This window comes from Bacillus sp. SM2101 (genome assembly GCF_018588585.1).
In the GTDB taxonomy this organism is placed as follows: Bacteria; Bacillota; Bacilli; order Bacillales; family SM2101; genus Nanhaiella; species Nanhaiella sioensis.
Window position 1 is genome coordinate 117,577 of the sequence record NZ_JAEUFG010000006.1, and the last position, 18,545, is coordinate 136,121.

Annotated in this window: 18 protein-coding genes and 2 other annotated features; of the genes, 1 reads left to right on the plus strand and 17 read right to left on the minus strand. The window is 33.7% G+C overall.

Annotated elements, in window-relative coordinates; genetic code table 11:
- Positions 1-153: 153 nt before the first annotated feature.
- On the plus strand, positions 154-534 hold the full coding sequence (locus JM172_RS07620; RefSeq protein ID WP_214481581.1) for a sigma-w pathway protein ysdB: 381 nt from the start codon (positions 154-156) through the stop codon (positions 532-534).
- Positions 535-751: 217 nt separating this feature from the next.
- On the opposite strand, the gene JM172_RS07625 is transcribed toward JM172_RS07620, so the two are convergent.
- The 17 genes from JM172_RS07625 to polA form a co-directional block, all read right to left on the minus strand.
- On the minus strand, positions 752-1,321 hold the full coding sequence (locus JM172_RS07625; protein ID WP_214481582.1) for a TVP38/TMEM64 family protein: 570 nt from the start codon (positions 1,319-1,321) through the stop codon (positions 752-754).
- A 137-nt stretch (positions 1,322-1,458) separates the two neighbouring features.
- Positions 1,459-1,731 carry a DUF1294 domain-containing protein gene (locus JM172_RS07630; protein WP_214481583.1) on the minus strand — a complete coding sequence of 91 codons (273 nt, stop codon included), beginning with the start codon at positions 1,729-1,731 and terminating at the stop codon, positions 1,459-1,461.
- A gap of 231 nt (positions 1,732-1,962) precedes the next feature.
- A complete protein-coding gene (gene rplT, locus JM172_RS07635) occupies positions 1,963-2,322 on the minus strand; it encodes a 50S ribosomal protein L20 (protein ID WP_214481584.1) in 360 nt (119 codons plus the stop codon).
- A gap of 156 nt (positions 2,323-2,478) precedes the next feature.
- Complete coding sequence (rpmI, locus tag JM172_RS07640; protein ID WP_214481585.1) at positions 2,479-2,679, minus strand: 50S ribosomal protein L35; 201 nt, start codon at positions 2,677-2,679, stop codon at positions 2,479-2,481.
- Positions 2,680-2,700: 21 nt separating this feature from the next.
- Positions 2,701-3,204 carry a translation initiation factor IF-3 gene (gene infC, locus JM172_RS07645; protein WP_214481693.1) on the minus strand — a complete coding sequence of 168 codons (504 nt, stop codon included), beginning with the start codon at positions 3,202-3,204 and terminating at the stop codon, positions 2,701-2,703.
- Positions 3,205-3,321: 117 nt separating this feature from the next.
- Positions 3,322-3,450 (minus strand) — a sequence feature (ribosomal protein L20 leader region).
- 133 nt (positions 3,451-3,583) lie between these two features.
- Positions 3,584-5,515, minus strand: a complete 1,932-nt coding sequence (thrS, locus tag JM172_RS07650) for a threonine--tRNA ligase (protein ID WP_214481586.1) — start codon at positions 5,513-5,515, stop codon at positions 3,584-3,586.
- A 94-nt stretch (positions 5,516-5,609) separates the two neighbouring features.
- Positions 5,610-5,854, minus strand: a binding site (T-box leader).
- An 88-nt stretch (positions 5,855-5,942) separates the two neighbouring features.
- On the minus strand, positions 5,943-6,791 hold the full coding sequence (ytxC, locus tag JM172_RS07655; protein ID WP_214481587.1) for a putative sporulation protein YtxC: 849 nt from the start codon (positions 6,789-6,791) through the stop codon (positions 5,943-5,945).
- Between the two features lie 116 nt (positions 6,792-6,907).
- The gene (locus tag JM172_RS25135) at positions 6,908-7,033 is read right to left on the minus strand and encodes a hypothetical protein (RefSeq protein ID WP_284730442.1); all 126 of its coding nucleotides are present in this window, start codon (positions 7,031-7,033) and stop codon (positions 6,908-6,910) included.
- 136 nt (positions 7,034-7,169) lie between these two features.
- Positions 7,170-8,114 (minus strand): primosomal protein DnaI, encoded by a 945-nt coding sequence (gene dnaI, locus JM172_RS07660; RefSeq protein ID WP_214481588.1) that lies wholly within the window; start codon positions 8,112-8,114, stop codon positions 7,170-7,172.
- A gap of 17 nt (positions 8,115-8,131) precedes the next feature.
- Complete coding sequence (locus JM172_RS07665; protein WP_214481589.1) at positions 8,132-9,544, minus strand: replication initiation and membrane attachment family protein; 1,413 nt, start codon at positions 9,542-9,544, stop codon at positions 8,132-8,134.
- A gap of 89 nt (positions 9,545-9,633) precedes the next feature.
- The gene (gene nrdR / locus JM172_RS07670; RefSeq protein ID WP_214481694.1) at positions 9,634-10,092 is read right to left on the minus strand and encodes a transcriptional regulator NrdR; all 459 of its coding nucleotides are present in this window, start codon (positions 10,090-10,092) and stop codon (positions 9,634-9,636) included.
- 344 nt (positions 10,093-10,436) lie between these two features.
- A complete protein-coding gene (gene speD / locus JM172_RS07675) occupies positions 10,437-10,820 on the minus strand; it encodes an adenosylmethionine decarboxylase (RefSeq protein ID WP_214481590.1) in 384 nt (127 codons plus the stop codon).
- A gap of 816 nt (positions 10,821-11,636) precedes the next feature.
- Positions 11,637-12,668, minus strand: coding sequence for a glyceraldehyde-3-phosphate dehydrogenase (locus JM172_RS07680; RefSeq protein ID WP_214481591.1), 1,032 nt, complete (start codon positions 12,666-12,668; stop codon positions 11,637-11,639).
- 337 nt (positions 12,669-13,005) lie between these two features.
- Positions 13,006-13,620 carry a dephospho-CoA kinase gene (coaE, locus tag JM172_RS07685; protein WP_214481695.1) on the minus strand — a complete coding sequence of 205 codons (615 nt, stop codon included), beginning with the start codon at positions 13,618-13,620 and terminating at the stop codon, positions 13,006-13,008.
- A 74-nt stretch (positions 13,621-13,694) separates the two neighbouring features.
- Positions 13,695-14,330 (minus strand): sporulation membrane protein YtaF, encoded by a 636-nt coding sequence (gene ytaF, locus JM172_RS07690; protein WP_214481592.1) that lies wholly within the window; start codon positions 14,328-14,330, stop codon positions 13,695-13,697.
- Positions 14,331-14,982: 652 nt separating this feature from the next.
- On the minus strand, positions 14,983-15,855 hold the full coding sequence (gene mutM, locus JM172_RS07695) for a bifunctional DNA-formamidopyrimidine glycosylase/DNA-(apurinic or apyrimidinic site) lyase (protein ID WP_214481696.1): 873 nt from the start codon (positions 15,853-15,855) through the stop codon (positions 14,983-14,985).
- A gap of 41 nt (positions 15,856-15,896) precedes the next feature.
- Positions 15,897-18,530, minus strand: coding sequence for a DNA polymerase I (polA, locus tag JM172_RS07700; RefSeq protein ID WP_214481593.1), 2,634 nt, complete (start codon positions 18,528-18,530; stop codon positions 15,897-15,899).
- Between the last annotated feature and the right edge of the window lie 15 nt (positions 18,531-18,545).

Here is an 18,545-nt window from a genome sequence, read left to right on the forward strand (position 1 = left end):
GCTTCGTCATATATATCCTCCTATACTACATTAACCACATAAAAATATTCTGTACTATTTAATAAAAAAATTATAACAAATTAAAATATATTTGAAACCTTTTTAAATTTCATTCGTATAGATAGCAAACTATATTTTGTGAGGGTGTTGAACATGTTTGTATTATTCATTCGTCTTGCTATCATTGTACTTCTTATTTTTATTATATATAGAATGGTCAAATACATTTTAAATCCTAAAAGAAAACTTGAACTGGCACACGAGCAAAAAAAATATTTCTTATTAGATAATCCAAATAACGTTCATAAAAACTTTCTGTTAACGTACCAAGGGGTTCTTTTTGAAGGTGAGAAGTATTTAGGGACAACCGATAAAGCGTTTGAGGTAGTATCAATGTTTGTGTGGGCAAAAGATGTTTCAACATTACAAGGACTCAATCGTGACGATTTTTTAATTATTGAACAGCACTTAAAAACACACTATCCAAATGCAAAAATCGATTGGAAAAGTCCTATTAAAGAATTTTTAAATTAGACTTTGATGTTGCTATTGTTTCTAGATTAAACAGTTAGATCAGGAGAGCTAGTTGTGCAAACACATCCATAACAAAAACAATAACGGAACTCTTGATCCATGCAGTAGAAATCGTACCATTTGAAATTTTTTGAACACTGAATGAAACTTGCTGGAGAGCTAAGCGGCATAGTCACTCAAAAATAAAGGTAACTGAACGCAGAAGTTACCTTTATTTTTATTTTTCTGAAAAAAAATCTCCCCACTTAATGATCACTTGCTTTTCCCTTAAAAGATAAAATAATAAAGTCAATGATAGCAAAATTGTAATAATTAGCGTTGGAGAAAACTGTTTCATAAACTGGCCAAATACTGTGTAAAATAAGGCTACTGGAATATTTGCCATTACAGAGAACTTTAAATAGTCTTTGAAGTTTTTGGATATTTCTACTATACACAACGATAACAAATGATAGTGGATAAAAGGAATTAAGCGCAAAATTGATATTTGAGCAATTGTAAAATTCACGTGATCTCCTAACCATTTCTTTTTTAAAGATAGCATTTTTTGAAATACTTTAGGAATATATTGAAATAAAATAAAAAACATAATACCCGCCATTGATAAACCAATGATTGAATATACCGTTCCTAAAACAGCTCCAAACAACACTCCACCTGCTATACATACAATCGGTACTGGAATAAAAATAAATTGTCGAACCAAATGAAAAAAAATAAAAATGATCGGTGCCATGTAACCACTAGAATCAGTAATAACAAATAACATTGTCATAGCTTCATTCACAAGCTCACCCCATCGATCTATGCTGCACAACTATTAAGTGCAAGAGAGGATATTTATCTTTGGTTTTGATTCTAAAGGCATTTATAATGTGAACGACAATAGCAGTGCTATTTCATGATATACTTCGCAAGTAGCAATTATGACAAAACAACCAATATTGATGCAAAAATTAATAAGTGGGCGGTTGCTACTATAGGGAGTCCAATAGTAAACATTTTATGTTTTGTTTTATGTCTATGTCGGTACATTCCTATCCATAAACCGAACGCTCCTCCAACTAGCGCGGTATACCAAAGTGACTTCTCTGAAATTCTCCACTTTTGCTGTTTTGCTTTCCTTTTATCAATATACATGACAACATATCCAACTAAATTTAATATTACATATAAAAGTAAAAATACCTCTTTCATTCATTCTCCCTCCCTCCTACAAACTACCATGTGCCTCCAAATCAACCTAAGAACACCCACATCCTGTATGTCAATGTCATCCAGACTCCACCTACCAACACTTTTCACTTTAATATGGTTTTTCCTAACCACTAGATTTACCGACATACAGCATTTAAAACTTTTAAAAATATAAACTTTCTTATCTCATAAAAAGGCCATTCTCAACGTTGAGAATGACCTTTTTTATCATTATTTATTTAAGCTGTTTTTTGCAACTGTTGCTAACTCAGCAAATGCTTTTTCATCATGAATAGCAAGATCAGCTAGCATTTTACGGTTTACTTCAATACCAGCAATTTTCAAACCGTTCATCATGCGGCTATATGAAAGACCATTCATACGTGCTGCTGCGTTAATACGAGTGATCCATAGCTTACGGAAGTCACGTTTTTTCTGACGACGATCACGGTATGCATACATTAATGATTTCATTACTTGTTGATTAGCAACTTTATATAATGTATGTTTAGAACCGTAATATCCCTTAGCTAATTTTATTACTTTTTTACGACGTTGACGCGTCACTGTACCGCCTTTTACTCTTGGCATAGTAGTTTCCTCCTAAAATCGATAAGATGATCAAAATATCAGGAGAATTAAGCTTTAGATAAGTGTGTTAGCTTACTTTCACTCTTCGTGAATGCTATACACTAATCATCGGCTTGTTCTTCTCCACTAATTTGAACTCCCTGTATATAAAACGAATTATTTTAAGTTATCAAGCAAGTGACGAATACGTTTGTAATCGCCTGAGCTTACTAATGTACCTTTACGTAGTTTACGTTTTTGCTTTGTAGATTTGTTAGCAAATAAATGGCTAGTATAAGCGTGTGAACGCTTCAGTTTCCCTGATCCAGTTTTCTTAAAACGCTTTGCAGCGCCACGATGAGTTTTCATTTTAGGCATAAGGTGTTCCTCCTCATTTCATTACTTTTCATTATTTGGTGCTAATATTAAAAACATGCTACGCCCTTCCATTTTGGGCTTTGATTCAACTACACTTATATCATTACAAGCTTCTGAAAAGCGATCTAATACACGTTGACCAATTTCTTTATGAGTAATTGCTCGCCCTTTAAAACGAATTGACGCCTTAACTTTGTCTCCTTTTTCAAGGAACTTACGAGCGTTACGAAGTTTTGTGTTAAAGTCATGCTCTTCAATAGTTGGACTTAAGCGAACTTCTTTCAGACTAATAACTTTTTGATTCTTGCGTGCTTCTTTATCTTTTTTCTGTTGTTCAAAACGGAATTTTCCATAGTCCATAATACGACAAACTGGCGGTTTCGCGTTTGGAGCAACTAAAACTAAATCAAGATTCGCTCTGGCTGCAATTTCTAATGCTTCATGCTTAGATTTAATTCCAAGCTGATCACCATCTTTACCAATTAAACGAACTTCGCGAGCACGTATGCTCTCATTGACGAACATATCCTTGCTAATAAGTAGCCACCTCCAAGGTTTTTTAAACACATTATTTGAACTATTGTGTACTCTACAACAATTGATAAGTATTGTTCCACTGTAATCATGGATAATTATGACCAATCATGCAAAAAAGTGTGAGTACACAAGGCACCCACACTTTACGATTTATTAGTAAAGACACATATCGTATACCTGGCAACTGCAAACATGCGTCAAACAGGTGAGAAGCGGGTGCTTCTTCTTTTTAACAAACAAGTATTCTTTTATCACCTTAGCTATTTTATCATTAACAATTTATTGTGTCAAGAAAAAGAATATTAACAAGCAACGTTTATTATTCTATCAAATTCCATTTTAATATGCAACATGAAAATATTAGTACTTAACGATTAACTTCTTTTGTTAATCCTTCTAAGAATTCAACAAATGGAACTGTCTCAGATTTCTGCTCTCCATATTTTCGCACATTCACTGCTTTTTCACTAATTTCATTATCACCAACAACAAGCATATAAGGAACTTTTTGCATTTGATGCTCACGAATTTTATATCCAATTTTTTCATCACGTTCATCTAATTCAACTCGAAACCCTTGAGCTTGAAGCTGTTCCTGTACCTCTTTAGCATACGCTAGGTGAACATCAGGAGAGACTGGAATGACCTCAACTTGTACAGGAGCTAACCATGTAGGGAAGGCTCCCTTGTACTCTTCAATTAAAAAGGCTACGAACCTTTCCATTGTAGATACAACCCCACGGTGAATAACAACTGGGCGATGCTGTTTCCCATCCTCACCAACGTATGTGAGATCAAAACGTTCAGGTAATAAAAAGTCAAGTTGTACAGTTGATAAAGTTTCGTCTTTACCTAATGCAGTTCTAACTTGAACATCAAGCTTTGGTCCATAAAAAGCCGCTTCTCCATCTGCTTCATAATATTCTAATTGGAGATCATCCATCGCTTCTTTTAGCATACTTTGTGCTTTTTCCCACATCACATCATCGTCAAAATATTTTTCTTTATCTTCAGGATCCCTATAAGACAAACGGAAGGAATAGTCATTAATACCGAAGTCTTTATATACTTCTTGAATAAGTCGGACAACACGAATAAATTCATCTTTGATTTGATCAGGCCTAGTAAAAATATGAGCGTCATTTAATGTCATACCCCGTACACGTTGTAAGCCGGATAAAGCACCTGACATTTCGTAACGATGCATCGTACCAAGCTCAGCAATTCGAATTGGTAGTTTTCGATAGCTATGGATTTCATTTTTATAAATCATCATATGATGTGGGCAATTCATCGGTCTTAATACTAATTCTTCATTATCCATTTCCATCTTTGGAAACATGTCTTCTTGATAATGATCCCAGTGTCCAGAAGTCTTGTATAAATCTACACTTCCTAATACTGGAGTATATACGTGTTGATATCCTAGCTTTTCTTCTTTATCAACGATATAACGCTCAATGACTCTTCGAATAGTAGCACCTTTTGGTAGCCATAACGGTAAGCCTTGCCCAACTGTTATTGAATTAGAAAATAAGTTTAGTTCTTTTCCTATTTTTCGATGGTCGCGTTCTTTTGCCTCTTCTAGAAAGCGTAAATGTTCCTTCAACTCTTCTTTTTTAAAGAAAGCTGTTCCATAAATACGTTGAAGCATCTTATTTTTACTATCGCCACGCCAGTATGCTCCAGCGATGCTTAGTAGCTTAAATTCTTTAATTTTGCTCGTAAAGGGTACATGAACTCCTCTGCAAAGGTCAAAAAATTCGCCTTGCTCATAAATTGATACAGTCTCACCTGCTGGAATATCATTTATTAACTCAAGCTTTAGATTATCATCTATTTCTTCAAAACGCTTTATTGCCTCTTCACGACTCACTTCATGACGTACAATTTCAATATTTTCATTAACAATTTTTTTCATTTCTTTTTCTATTTTTTGTAAATCGTCTGGACGAATAGATTCTTCCATATCAATATCGTAATAAAATCCATTTTCAATTACTGGACCTACACCAAGCTTCACATTTTTATAAACACGTTTGATTGCCTGTGCCAATAAGTGAGCTGTACTATGACGTAAAATTTCTAACGCCTCATCCTCACCTTGTGTAATGATTGAAATAGTACCATCTTGTAAAATTGGTGATCGAAGATCAATAAGCTCACCATCTAATTTTCCTGCAATTGCCTTTTTCTTTAACCCCGGACTTATGGATGCCGCAATATCTTCTGTCGTGATTCCTTTCTCATACTCCTTAATAGCTCCATCTGGAAATGTCATGTTAATCATTTCTGACATCCTACTCACTCCTTTTTTCATCATTTAATGTAACTACCTCAAAAATAACAATCCGTTGTGGAAAACATCGAAAAACAAAAAAACTCATCCCTAAAAAAGGGACGAGTTTGGTCTCGTGGTTCCACCCTTGTTTCTTACTTATCTGCATGCAAAGATAGATATAGTAAGCTCAAGACATAGATAACGGATATCCCGCCAGTAATTAATAAATTGAAACAATCGTTCACTACTGAAGTTTAGAGGTGGTAAGTATATTTTTCGTGTTAGGAAGATTTCAGCCGAGTCTTCCCTCTCTATAAACCGTAAAAATGATACCCATGTCCTCATCATAACCTTTAAAGAAGTTGTTCAAAAATTATTTATGTAGGTAATTATATTTTTATTAGTGTCGAAAATCAAGCCTATTATACAATTATTTTTCAGTCCATTATCTATTGTAGTGACTTAATTGCTGGAAATCTTGCTTTGGATAGATCTTTACACGTTCTTGAAAGATGTTGTGGATGGTTTGTATTAAACTATGATCAATTTCATCACTATAAATCATTACAGATTGTGGTGCTAGCGATACAAGAGGTGCAATGACAGATGAATCTATGTAAATAGATTGTGAAATCATCATTTTCCGATCTATTTGTTTCGTCAAATCTTCCCTTGGCAATTGTACATATCGATCATTAAAAAAATGGAATAAATGTCCATTGTCATGTAACAGATGGATTTTAGAATAAACCGCTTGTCGTACATGTAGTAAGTCACGTAATGTTTGAATAAAATTTTGATATTCCTGCTCAAGCTTATACTCATCTATAGCTAGTTCAGTGTATTCCAATAATTGTTCAAAATATTTCTTTAAGCGAAAACGGATAAATGAATCGAATGAAAACGATATAGATTCGTGCAAAAAATCTTCTAATGATTGTCTAATAAGTGTTATTCTAGATCGGGCACATTTCATAGCCGGGATATCATTCCTCTCCCCATTAAATATTGTATGTGCTATCTCGATTATTTGTCTTTGCTCGTCCGTATTCTTAAAATAAAATGAATTTACAATAAATGATTGTAACCACTCATCCTCCTTTTTATCAATTATGTAGTTTAGAAGCACAGGGATAACAAGCATATCTATAATCTTTTTCATATCTTTGTCAGGGCCGATTTTAACTAAATGGGCAAAATCATATGTAATTAGAACTGAATGGTCAGCTCCATTTTTTAACCTAACACACACTTCACTTGCATCTAATTTATTTTGAAAATAAATTTCAATCAAGTTTGTCCCCCCTTTTGCCAACACCTGTTTATATATATATGGGGGATATGATTATTTTAGAAGTTTCATTTTCGCTGTTTATAAGAAAGGCCGTTTACCCATTATTACTTGTCCTTCTACGAAATAGCACCGTATACAATTTGAATTTCATCTACAAACCCTTTAACGCCGTTTTCTGCTGTAAGCTTGTAAAGACCATTAGAGACGAAATTCACTTTTAAAGATTCCCTATAACAGTGCAATAGTAAAACGTATATATACATCTCGACAACTGGTGGTTTTCATACTAAGAAGGTGGAGAGGAAGCTTTGTGGTAAAACGCAAAACTATACAACCAACTAAAAACGGCGTATCCATAGTAAGGATAGCCGTATCAGATCAATTCTTGTCGTATCTTCTATTTTTCCCAGTAATTTCAACAGGAATCGTTAAATATTTTATTCGTTCCATAATCCTCGCTGCTTTCAGCTTTTCTTCTTCGCCCCGTTGAGAATAAGATAGATGATGCTGAAGTTGATCATAACTAAAATTGGATGTAAAGAATGTTGGTAAGTTCTCAAGCATTCGATACTGTAAAATGGGCCCTAAAACCTCATCACGTGTCCAGCTTGTCATAGATTCAGCTCCAATATCATCAAGCATAAGTACCGACACCTTTTTTACCACTTCAATTTTATGATTTAACGATTGATCCTGAAATGAACCTTTCAGTTCACGTAAAAATTCTGGGAGATATATTAGCATTGTAGCGACGTTTTTGCTTGCTAATTCATTTGCAATGGCCCCTAAAAGATATGTCTTACCTACTCCAAACGGGCCATGAAAGAATAAACCTCTCCCTCCGTTCTTGTCTTTATCATACTTTTCTATAAAGTCTTGTATTAAATGAACAGCTTTTAGTCTACTTTTATCATCTAAAGCAACTTGATCAATAGTAGCTAGAAGTATTTCACTTGGAATATTAATGGACTGTATAAGATCTTGTTGCTTTTTTTGCTCATCGTATTTTAGTTTTTTATTACATTTATCATATTGTATATCAATTGAATTTCCACTAATAATTAAAGTTGGCTCGTACCCTTTGATCATATTTGAACACCGATCGAAAGATATACATTTCTGACAATTTTTCGACTGGCTAATATATTCATATAATTTATTTAAGCTACGGTCAATCATATCTCCTGTGACTCTATCATGATGTTGATTTAAAAATTGTTGGATATCAGGATTTTGGAGTATTTCAGTTTTCATCTGATTTAGACGTAGTTGAAACTTATCATTTTGGAACAATTTAGACATCGTTTCGTTAATTCGCTCCACTCTGCTCCCCTCTTTTCCTATTTTGAGTTTCCTTTATATTTATTAATTCGCTCCTGAAGCTTTTGCCTTTCCTTTTCAAAATCTACTTCTTCCACTTTTTCTTCACTTACCTGATCCTGTTTCTCTTCAACAAACCAATCAGGTAACAATTCTTTACGAACTGGTTTTTTTGTTGAGGCAGAACGTTTTTTATTATTTGTATTCGCCCATGTTTGATATTGCCGATGCTCTTGTTTAGCAAGCTCCATCGCTTGTTTCACGGTTTTAATATTTTTTCTCGACCAATGACTAGCTATCTTTTCAACGTAACCTCTTGTGAGCTTCATATCAGTACGAAGCAACACATAATATATTAAAACGTTCACAACTCCTGGTAATAATTTCTGATTAACCATCACATCTTCAATAATTTGAAGGTCAGCAGCTGATGGTACAGAACCATCCGCAAGATCCATTAAAACCTTCTTTGGTGATATTAATTCAAGTTGTTTTATCAGTTGGTCTTCCTTCGTTTCTACTTGTTGATCATTCATTGTCCTTTGTGTGATCGGTTGTACTTGCTCGACAATAGAAGGTAACCGATCACCATTCTCAAATTTATACCAGTCTCGTGCTTCTTTGCGAAGTTTTTCTATATCAATTTTATCATCCATAGTTAACGAACTCATCGTAATTTTTTGCATTTCTATTGGGTCTATTTCATATAAAAACGATAGCTTTGTTATCATGTCTTTTACTTTATCAGTAATCGCCTTTTTTGGTACCATACTTTCGGATAAGCCAGCGAAAAATAAATTAAAGTTAAATGCTTCTTGCAAATAAGTTGGTTCATTTTTTGCAGCATTATTGATATAGTTATTTCCTTCTTGAGGTATTAACTGTTCAATGATCTCATCGTTAGCGTTAGATACCATTTCGGAAGGGTGAATAGATTTAAAAATCTCATTAAACGATTTTGTTATAGGTGTATATTGAATGCTGTCGATTTGTTTGTCTGAGAAGAAACGTTTTAGCTTTGCATATTTATTTTTCCCAACTCTATTATACAAAAAAACATTTAATACTCCGTCATTAAAAAATTGATCAGGAGATAATGGAGGTTGCAGCTCATAAATAAAATGACGAACATCATTTTCTTTTTTTTCATATGTTTTTAATAGTCCAATTCCCTCAAGCTTAAGCCTTTGTCTAAAAATTTCATGTAAATTACACTGCATAAGCCCCATTAAACTATGGTGTGTAGATTCTTCACTCCACAATCTATTTTCTTCAAGTTCAGCCCATAGAGTCATAAATAAACTAAAAGCACCATTTTCAATTAATGGTTGATAGAGCAACGTTATTATTTTTCGATCAAACTCTTGTAAAATTGTTTTACAACTCACATAATATCGATCTACAGGAATTAATTCTTTCCAATGATGTTCCACTATATAACCTAACCTTTCATAGATATTCTAACTATTCCTATGTTCAATATATTAAAAAAAGAGCTTGAAGAATATTCTTAAGCTCCTATCTAAATTTCTTTTTTAATTAGTTCTTTTAATTCTTCTATAAAAACGTTGATATCTTTAAATTGTCTGTAAACAGAAGCAAAACGAACGTATGATACTTCATCAATTTTGGCCAACTTTTCCATGACCATCTCACCTATCATCTCGCTACCTACTTCGGAATAACCTTGGCTTCTTAAGTCCTTCTCAATGAAGTTAATGATATCTTCTAATTGAGTTAAGGAAACAGGCCTTTTTTCACAAGCTTTAATAAGGCCACGTAGAATCTTTTCGCGACTGAACTCTTCTCTTGTTCCTTCTTTTTTAACAACGATAAGTGGTAGTTCTTCCACTTTTTCAAACGTTGTAACCCGATATTGACACACTTCACATTCACGTCTTCTTCTTATAGCGCGTCCTTCATCTACAGGCCGAGAATCTAATACCCTAGTTCCATTATGTTGACAAGAAGGGCATTTCATACAATCAGCTCCGTTCTTTTCTTGCTGAGTTTTTAATATAGGCTTCTTTCGCATTAATTGTTACTTGTCGTAATAAGCTGTTCTCGTACTAACGTATACAACTACTAGGTTTTGGTACATCTTTTCTAAAGACTATAAGAAGCATATAATACATATCAGTTTTTCTAATGTAAGTAAAAAAGCAACAAAATTTACGCAAAGAGCCTTAATAGAAGAGAACATAGCTTTCCTTTGTTTCTTATTCTCTATACTCTAATGATATAAAAAGACGAAACTAAGTACAAGCATAAAAATAAAGAGGTATATTGATATACCCCTTTTTTGTTCGAACATTTATATGATTGTTATAGAACTTTTAATTTTGATTTTTGCACTTGCACTGGACCCATTCCACGAGGTAATTCAATATTCTCACGTGATTCAGCACCTAAAGCTTCTGCAATATGTTGAGCAGCAACATTAGGGTCAATACGATCACCACATGTATAAACGTCTATGCTAGCATAACCATGCTCGGGAAAGCTGTGTATTGTTAAATGAGATTCAGAAATAATTACGACACCACTTACTCCGTGAGGAGCAAATTTATGGAAAGCAACTTCTCTAACTTCAGCACCTGACTTTAATGCTGCATCAACAAAAATCTTTTCAATTTCATTGATATCATTTAACTTCTCAAAATTACAACCCCACAGCTCAGAAATAACGTGTCTACCCATTGTTTCCATATGCTAGTCCCCCTTAAGCGATAAATATTATTCAGACATGAATTTCTTCTAACAGATATTTTTCATAACTACCACGGGGGAAAGTTAGTCCAAAGAGGTCCTAACCCTTTAAGTAGCTACAGTATCTATTCATCAAGAAGTTCACGAAAAATAGTATACTTTGTTTGTGTGATTTTTGCAACAACCTTTTCTATTTTTATTCGCGTAAGTTAAGGGCAGTATTGATTTGTGGTGATACTATTTACATTTTCCTTTTTTATAACAAATATCCGATAAAACTTGTGGAAATAACAAAAGTTGCACGTCAATTCCTCCAAAGTCTTATGATTAACTGCACTGCAGAATGTCTGTCTGATGTCTTCTTGCTGATGTCAACTTCAAGTAGAAGACGAGCTCTTGATCTTGGAATGGGTATTTTACTGAACTTCCATTAACATTGCCTCATCGAAAGAAACATTTTCTTTTCTGAGAAATAACATTGCTCACTCAAAAAGATCATTTACATCTCATGATAATAAATAATATGTCCATATCCATTAAAACTATATAGTGAAAAGTTTAGGGTTATTTCTTAATATACGAACAACAATTCATGATTTAATAACACTATAATCGTAAATGTTGTTATTTGTATCCAATTGAACAGCTAGTAGTGGTTATATACGATTGTCATCGTTAAATTGAGGTAACGATGACACGAACCCTAGTAGAATCCGTAGCTCAAAAATAACTATCTATACGATGACAACCAAAGAAAAAAGAGTATATTTAAATAAACATACTCTTTAGCTATATAAACCATATCCTTATGCTTTTTTACCCAACCTTCATTTCTGTTTTTTTCATCATTTCACATGCTACATATTTAACTAAATCTACAACTCGACATGAATAACCCCACTCATTATCATACCAAGCAAGAATTTTTATTTTACGATTATTTAAAACAATTGTTGATAAACCATCAATGATCGAAGAATGGGGATTTGTATTAAAATCAACTGATACTAACGGCTCTGTTGTAAAATCAATAATCCCTTTTAAATAAGTATTAGATGCAATGATAAATGCATCATTTATTTCATCAATTGTTACATCTCTCTTTACATCCACGACTAAATCCACAAGTGATACGTTTGAAGTTGGGACACGTAGCGCCATACCGTGTAATTTTCCTTTTAACTGCGGTAGAACAAGTGATAACGCTTTCGCAGCACCTGTACTTGTAGGAATAATTGATTGCGCACACGCACGTGCACGACGTAGATCTTTATGAGGATTGTCAATATTTTTTTGGTCATTCGTATATGCATGTACTGTTGTCATTAGACCATTTTCTATTCCAAATTGTTCATCAATTATTTTGGCAACTGGTGCCAAGCAATTTGTTGTACATGAAGCATTTGAAATAATATCGTGCTCTTCTGTATTAAATTTACTCTCATTTACTCCCATTACGACTGTAATATCTTCATTTTTTCCAGGTGCTGTTAATATTACTTTTTTTGCCCCTGCATCTAAGTGTAAGCTAGCTTTAGCTCGGTCATTAAATTGACCAGTAGCTTCAATAACAATATCTATATTAAGACTTCCCCAAGGTAATTCTTTTGGGTCACGTGTACTTAACAACTTTATTCTTTTTCCATTTACGATGAGGCAGTCATTTTCTGCAACCACTTCACCATCAAATTTGCCATGATTCGTATCATACTTAATTAAATGTGCCAATGTTTCAGCTGGATAGCTAGCATTTATTGCAACTATTTCTAATTCGCTGTTTGTCATCGCTTGACGAAATACCATTCTTCCAATTCTTCCAAAACCATTAATCGCAATTCTTGTATTCATAATATTACTCCCCTCGAAAATAATGTTATACTTTTCATTACATTCGTGTAATTAGTATAACATAATTATCTAGAATTGTGATAATTAAAATACACATATTTTTTTCCAACATACAAAAAGACCCCTACCTCTATATCTATCGATAAGAAGTGGGGGAATGTTCTCTAAGCTTATGTTCTTTTCGTAAACTATGTTGGTCATGAACTAGAAGTAGTTTTATGTATACTTTAGTTAAGTAAACGCTGAGTGAATATGGAGAAAAATTCTACTCACCGCATTGAAAACCAGCGCGTATCCCATGTAGGAAAAGCCTTTAATCAACCTAAGATTAATGAGCTTACTGATTCGGCAATATTTGTATACTCCAGTTTTGGAGGAGTTTGTGGAGTTGTTCCTCAGTATTTAATATAGAACCATTATTATTTAACACCGCACTAGCTAAAGGAATTTTATCCTTTAGAGGCATTTGCGAATTAATTCGAGCTTGGGCTTCATGCTTAAGGTAGTTATTTCTTTGCATTAGTCTATGTAATTGAACATCTGGGTCTACATATACAAGTAGCGTTTTGTCGACCATATCAGTTAATTTACTTTCAAACAATAGCGGTATGTCTAAAATAACCACTTGTAAACCTTGCTTCATGTATTCATCCATTCTTTCAAACATCTTTTTACGTACTGCTGGATGCACGATACTGTTCAATTGTTGCCTTTTTTCTTCATCATGAAAGATAATATTACCTAGTTTCTCTCTATCTAACTCTCCATTAGGTTGTGTAACCTTCTCACCAAATGTTGCAATTATTTTTTTATATGCAGATTCACCAGCTGTGACTACCTCTCTCGCAATTATATCTGCATCAACTATAGGAAATCCTAGCTTTTCAAGCATTTTTGCTACTGTGCTTTTACCGCTTGCTATTCCTCCTGTTAGCCCTATGATAAGCGTCATTACCGATCCCCCATTTTCTGCAAGTAATTTTATATTCGGAATGGGTAGTAACCCCATTCCTCTTTGTTTTAACGTTATAACTTCCATATTCCTAAGACAATTAAAATAACTCCTGGTAAAAAAGAGAACTTTTTTACCCATGTTAGTCCTGAAAATAAAATACCACTTTTTAACCCTAATGATAAAAAAAGCATGCTCATCAATGCAACTGAAGCAGCCATTAAAATCGGGGAATAACCTAAAAGGGCTGCTCCAAGCCCTGCACCAAACGCATCTAACGAAAGGGCTGCTCCAAGTAGGAATGCTTCAATACCAGTAATTGTTCCCGATTTGTCTAGATCGGCCGCCATCGGCTTTCTAAGAATATTAATAACTACGCCTAAAGATCTAATTTCCAAATTAAATAAAATTTTTTCTTCATCCTCATCTAACATATTTTTCGCAGGACGAAAAAACTGGAATAATACCCAAGCACCTATACATACAAGTACTACCGCACCAATTTTTTCTGCAATGCTTGGAGATAGAATCATTGAAATCATATTTCCAAAAAACATTGCTACACTTAAAGTAATTGCTGAACAGAATGCAATGATGATAATTGACTTTATTGGCAAACTCATTTTTCGCAAGCCATAAGTGAAGCCAACAGTAAAACTATCTAAACTAACTGCAAAAGCTAAAATTATGAGCGACATATATTGAACCATTGCATGAGCTCCTTCCGATTTAGCTACAGTAGTATATGGAAGAAGCCCATCCAAAGTTCAAAAAGAAGCTCTATGTTTTTTTACAGGAGGTTTTATCGCAACGATTGTTGCTTGTCGCACAAAAAATAAACACGTATTTGGTAAAATTTCGTGGCATCTTTTCTACTGATAAAATTACTGAGTTCTCATAAAACTCATCATGATGTCCATTTTTAGTAAAAATAACAAAATACTTACGAAAAGAGCCTTTTAAAGCTGTTTTTTCGCATCGCTTGTTGCTTGTCCCACAAAAAATAAACACGTATTTGGTAAGATTTCGTGGCATTTTTTCTATTGGTAAAATTACTGAGTTCTCAAACTCATCATGATGTCCATTTTTAGTAAAAATAACAAAATACTTACGAAAAGAGCCTTTTACAGCTGTTTTTTCGCATCAATTGTTGCTTGTCGCACAAAAAATAAACACGTATTTGGTAAGATTTCGTGGCATCTTTTCTACTATATATTGACGACTGTTGCGTGTAACTGCATCTTAATCTTCTATTTTACGAACAATAACCTTTTTGAAAAAGAGCCTTTTGTACAGGGCTGTTTTCACTGTTGATTGCATGTAAAAAGCGCAGTACTACAACAAATATGCTTGAAAACATAATCAACTTTTTGCTTGGCAGTTAGGGCAATAAAATGATGAACGCTGATCTATTTTTAGGTTTTCAATAGAACTTCCACATTCAGGACAAAAGTCTTTATTATAAACCATATGCAGCTCTTGGAATGTTCCTTTTTTCCCTTCGGAATTTACATAATCTCTTATAGATGAGCCTCCAAGTTTTATTGCAAGTTCAAACGTTTCTTTAATATGCCCCAATAATTCTAACAGCTTTTCATCTGAAACCTCCCCAACAGATGTTAATGGGTTTAGCTTAGCTTTATAAAGACATTCGGATGCGTATATATTTCCCACACCTTGAATGACATTTGGTTGCATAATTACACGTTTTATCGGTTTGTTAATGAAAGCTTTATTTCTTATTATTTCCAAAAAAATCCTTGGAGTATCTTCAGAAGCTGGATCGGGACCAACCTCTTGAAGAGGTCGATAAGCGGTATACTCTTGTTTATTCAAAGCGCCCATCCATCCAAATCTCCTTTGATCTGAATAAACCATTAATGACTTGTCATTTAATTTAAATATGATATGAACATGTTTTCGATAATTTGGTGCAATTTCATCTAAATCGTTTACATGAAAAATAGCACCAGTCATGCCAAGATGGGTGACTAAGTATAAGGTGGAAGTATCAGCTTGATTTAAATTGAAAATTAAGTACTTACCTTTCCTTTCAAGCTTTTCTATACTTCCTCCTTCTAGACGTTGAGAGAATGTTTCAACTTCTTGCCTTCCTATTTTTTTAAAAGGCATAGTAATCTTCGGATGTAGAACAGATACCTCTGAAATTATTTTACCTAGTACTTTAGGCTCTATTGAGTTTAAAACTTGTTGTACTTCTGGTCCTTCCGGGATGAGGAACTCCTCCTTTCAACCATTCCCTATATGCTATACCACTACTTTGCATCATACCATGTAGGGCCATATGAGTAATCAACCTTCAGTGGAACAGTTAATTCTACTGCACTCTCCATCACATCAGGAACAAGTTGTTTCAGTATTTCTATTTCTTCTTGTGGTGCTTCAAAGATTAATTCATCATGTACTTGAAGTAACAGCTTTGCTGCTAAGCCCTCTTGGTGTATGCGATTAGCCATTTTGATCATCGCCAATTTAATAATATCGGCTGCACTTCCTTGTATTGGTGTGTTCATTGCAGTTCGTTCAGCAAAACTTCTCACATTAAAATTCCTACTCGTTATTTCAGGAATATAACGCCTTCTTTGCAAAAGGGTTGATACATAACCTCTTTGTTTTGCCTCTTGAATGATATCATCCATATAGTTTTTCACACCAGGGAAGCTATCAAAGTAACGCTGGATAAAGTTTGCTGCCTCTTTTCTAGTAATCCCAAGATTTTGTGACAAGCCATAATCACTGATTCCATAAACAATTCCAAAATTCACAGCTTTTGCTTGCCTACGCATGTTTGATGTTATATCATTTTCATTTACATGAAACACATCCATCGCAGTTTTTGTATGTATATCTAAATCTTGATTAAATGCAGTAATTAAATTAGCATCATTTGCAATATGTGCTAACACTCTTAATTCAATTTGTGAGTAATCTGCAGCAAAGATGACCCAGTCCTCTTTAGAAGGAACAAAAGCCTGCCTAATTTTGCGTCCTTCCTCCAATCTTATTGGTATATTTTGTAAGTTAGGGTCAATTGAACTCAATCTCCCTGTCTGTGTTAAAACTTGATTAAATCGAGTATGGATTTTGGATGTATCCTTATGTACAACCTTTAATAATCCTTCAATATATGTTGATTTTAGTTTACCTAATTGTCGATAATGTAAAATTTTATCAATAATATTGTGTTTAGATTTTAGTTTCTCAAGAACGTCAGCAGAAGTAGAGTAGCCAGTTTTCGTCTTCTTAATAACAGGTAAGTTTAATTTCTCAAATAAAATAACACCTAATTGTTTAGGAGAATTAATATTAAAGCTCTCTCCAGCTAGTTCATATATTGCATTCTCTAAGTTAGATAATTGCTTTGATAGCTCATCTCCCATTAGTTTAAGCTTGTCTACGTTCACATTTACACCGATTTCTTCCATTTTTGCTAATATAGAAGATAGTGGCATTTCTAAATTCAGTAACAAATCTAATTGTTCATTTTCTTGCAAATCATTTATAAGTTGATCCTTCATCTTATATAATGCATTTGCTTTACGTATGAGGTGTTCCATCAATTGTTGTTGCTCGGGAATTTTTCTCTTGGCACCCTTTCCATAAACTTGTTCATCAGTTAATATATCTGACATACCATAACGTTTTGCTATACTTGTGACCTCATCATTCGTGTCGGATGGATCTAATATATAGGAAGCAATAATGGTATCGAAATCAATTCCTGCTAATTGTATGCCATTCCAATGTAAGGAAACCATTGCTTTTTTTCCATCAAAAACAGTTTTCTTCATTTCCTCATTTTTTGCCCAGTCTTTAAATATATTAGAATTTACTGCTACTTCTGTAGGAATAAAATAGCGGCCATTCGTATTTTCAATTGCAATGCCTAAAATATCTCCCAAATGATAGTTTTCTTCTAATACCTCAACAACTAATGAACAATGATCAGCTAGCATATCTTGAGTTACCTCAGTAGCAACTGTAAATTCTATTTCGTTAAACTCCTCCTGATTTACCTCCTCAGAGTAGCCAAGTTTTGCTAACATTGATTCAAAACCTAAATCTTTATAAATGCCACTTACTTTTTCTTTGTCTATACCCTTAAAGTTAGCATCATTAACAGTAATACTAAGAGGAGCTTCACAGTTAATAGTTGCTAACTCTTTACTCAATATTGCAAGCTCTGTATGATCAGTTAATTTTTCCTTTAACTTTTTTCCACTTACTTGATCAATTGATGCAAGCACTTGTTCCACTGTTCCAAATTCTTTTAAGAGCTTTAATGCAGTCTTTTCTCCAACTCCTGGTACTCCAGGAATATTATCTGAACTATCACCCATTAAACCTTTTAAATCAATGATTTGAGCAGGTTTAATACCATATTTTTCTGCAATAAACTCAGGTGTATACGTGTCAACATCAGTAATACCCTTACGAGTAATATTAACAGTAATATTACTTGTAGAAAGCTGAGTTAAATCTTTATCACCTGTGATGACTTTGACATCAAAACCATCCAGTTCAGCTTGTTTTGATAAAGTGCCAATTATATCGTCTGCTTCATAATTTTCGAGTTCATAGCGAGTAATTTTATAGGCATCTAATAGTTCTCTAATAAATGGAAATTGTTCTGATAACTCCGGAGGAGTTTTTTGCCTTCCTCCCTTATATTCACTATAAGTTTCATGCCTGAAAGTCGTTTTTCCAGCATCGAATGCTACTAACATATGTGTTGGTTTTTCTTCATCTATAATTTTATTTAACATCATCGTAAAACCATAAATTGCATTTGTATGTATCCCTTTATTGTTGCTCAGTAAAGGTAGAGCAAAAAATGCACGGTATGCGATACTGTTTCCATCTATCAACACTAACTTGTTTTTATCCAATTAAAGCCCTCCTCA

What these genes read in the sequence shown, in the direction of transcription:
- JM172_RS07620 (WP_214481581.1), top strand. Translation starts at nt 154, where the DNA reads ATGTTTGTATTATTCATTCGTCTTGCTATCATTGTACTTCTTATTTTT.
- JM172_RS07630 (WP_214481583.1), bottom strand. Translation starts at nt 1,731, where the DNA reads ATGAAAGAGGTATTTTTACTTTTATATGTAATATTAAATTTAGTTGGA.
- rplT (WP_214481584.1), bottom strand. Translation starts at nt 2,322, where the DNA reads ATGCCAAGAGTAAAAGGCGGTACAGTGACGCGTCAACGTCGTAAAAAA.
- rpmI (WP_214481585.1), bottom strand. Translation starts at nt 2,679, where the DNA reads ATGCCTAAAATGAAAACTCATCGTGGCGCTGCAAAGCGTTTTAAGAAA.
- infC (WP_214481693.1), bottom strand. Translation starts at nt 3,204, where the DNA reads ATGTTCGTCAATGAGAGCATACGTGCTCGCGAAGTTCGTTTAATTGGT.
- thrS (WP_214481586.1), bottom strand. Translation starts at nt 5,515, where the DNA reads ATGTCAGAAATGATTAACATGACATTTCCAGATGGAGCTATTAAGGAG.
- nrdR (WP_214481694.1), bottom strand. Translation starts at nt 10,092, where the DNA reads ATGAAATGCCCTTCTTGTCAACATAATGGAACTAGGGTATTAGATTCT.
- speD (WP_214481590.1), bottom strand. Translation starts at nt 10,820, where the DNA reads ATGGAAACAATGGGTAGACACGTTATTTCTGAGCTGTGGGGTTGTAAT.
- JM172_RS07680 (WP_214481591.1), bottom strand. Translation starts at nt 12,668, where the DNA reads ATGAATACAAGAATTGCGATTAATGGTTTTGGAAGAATTGGAAGAATG.
- coaE (WP_214481695.1), bottom strand. Translation starts at nt 13,620, where the DNA reads ATGACGCTTATCATAGGGCTAACAGGAGGAATAGCAAGCGGTAAAAGC.
- ytaF (WP_214481592.1), bottom strand. Translation starts at nt 14,330, where the DNA reads ATGGTTCAATATATGTCGCTCATAATTTTAGCTTTTGCAGTTAGTTTA.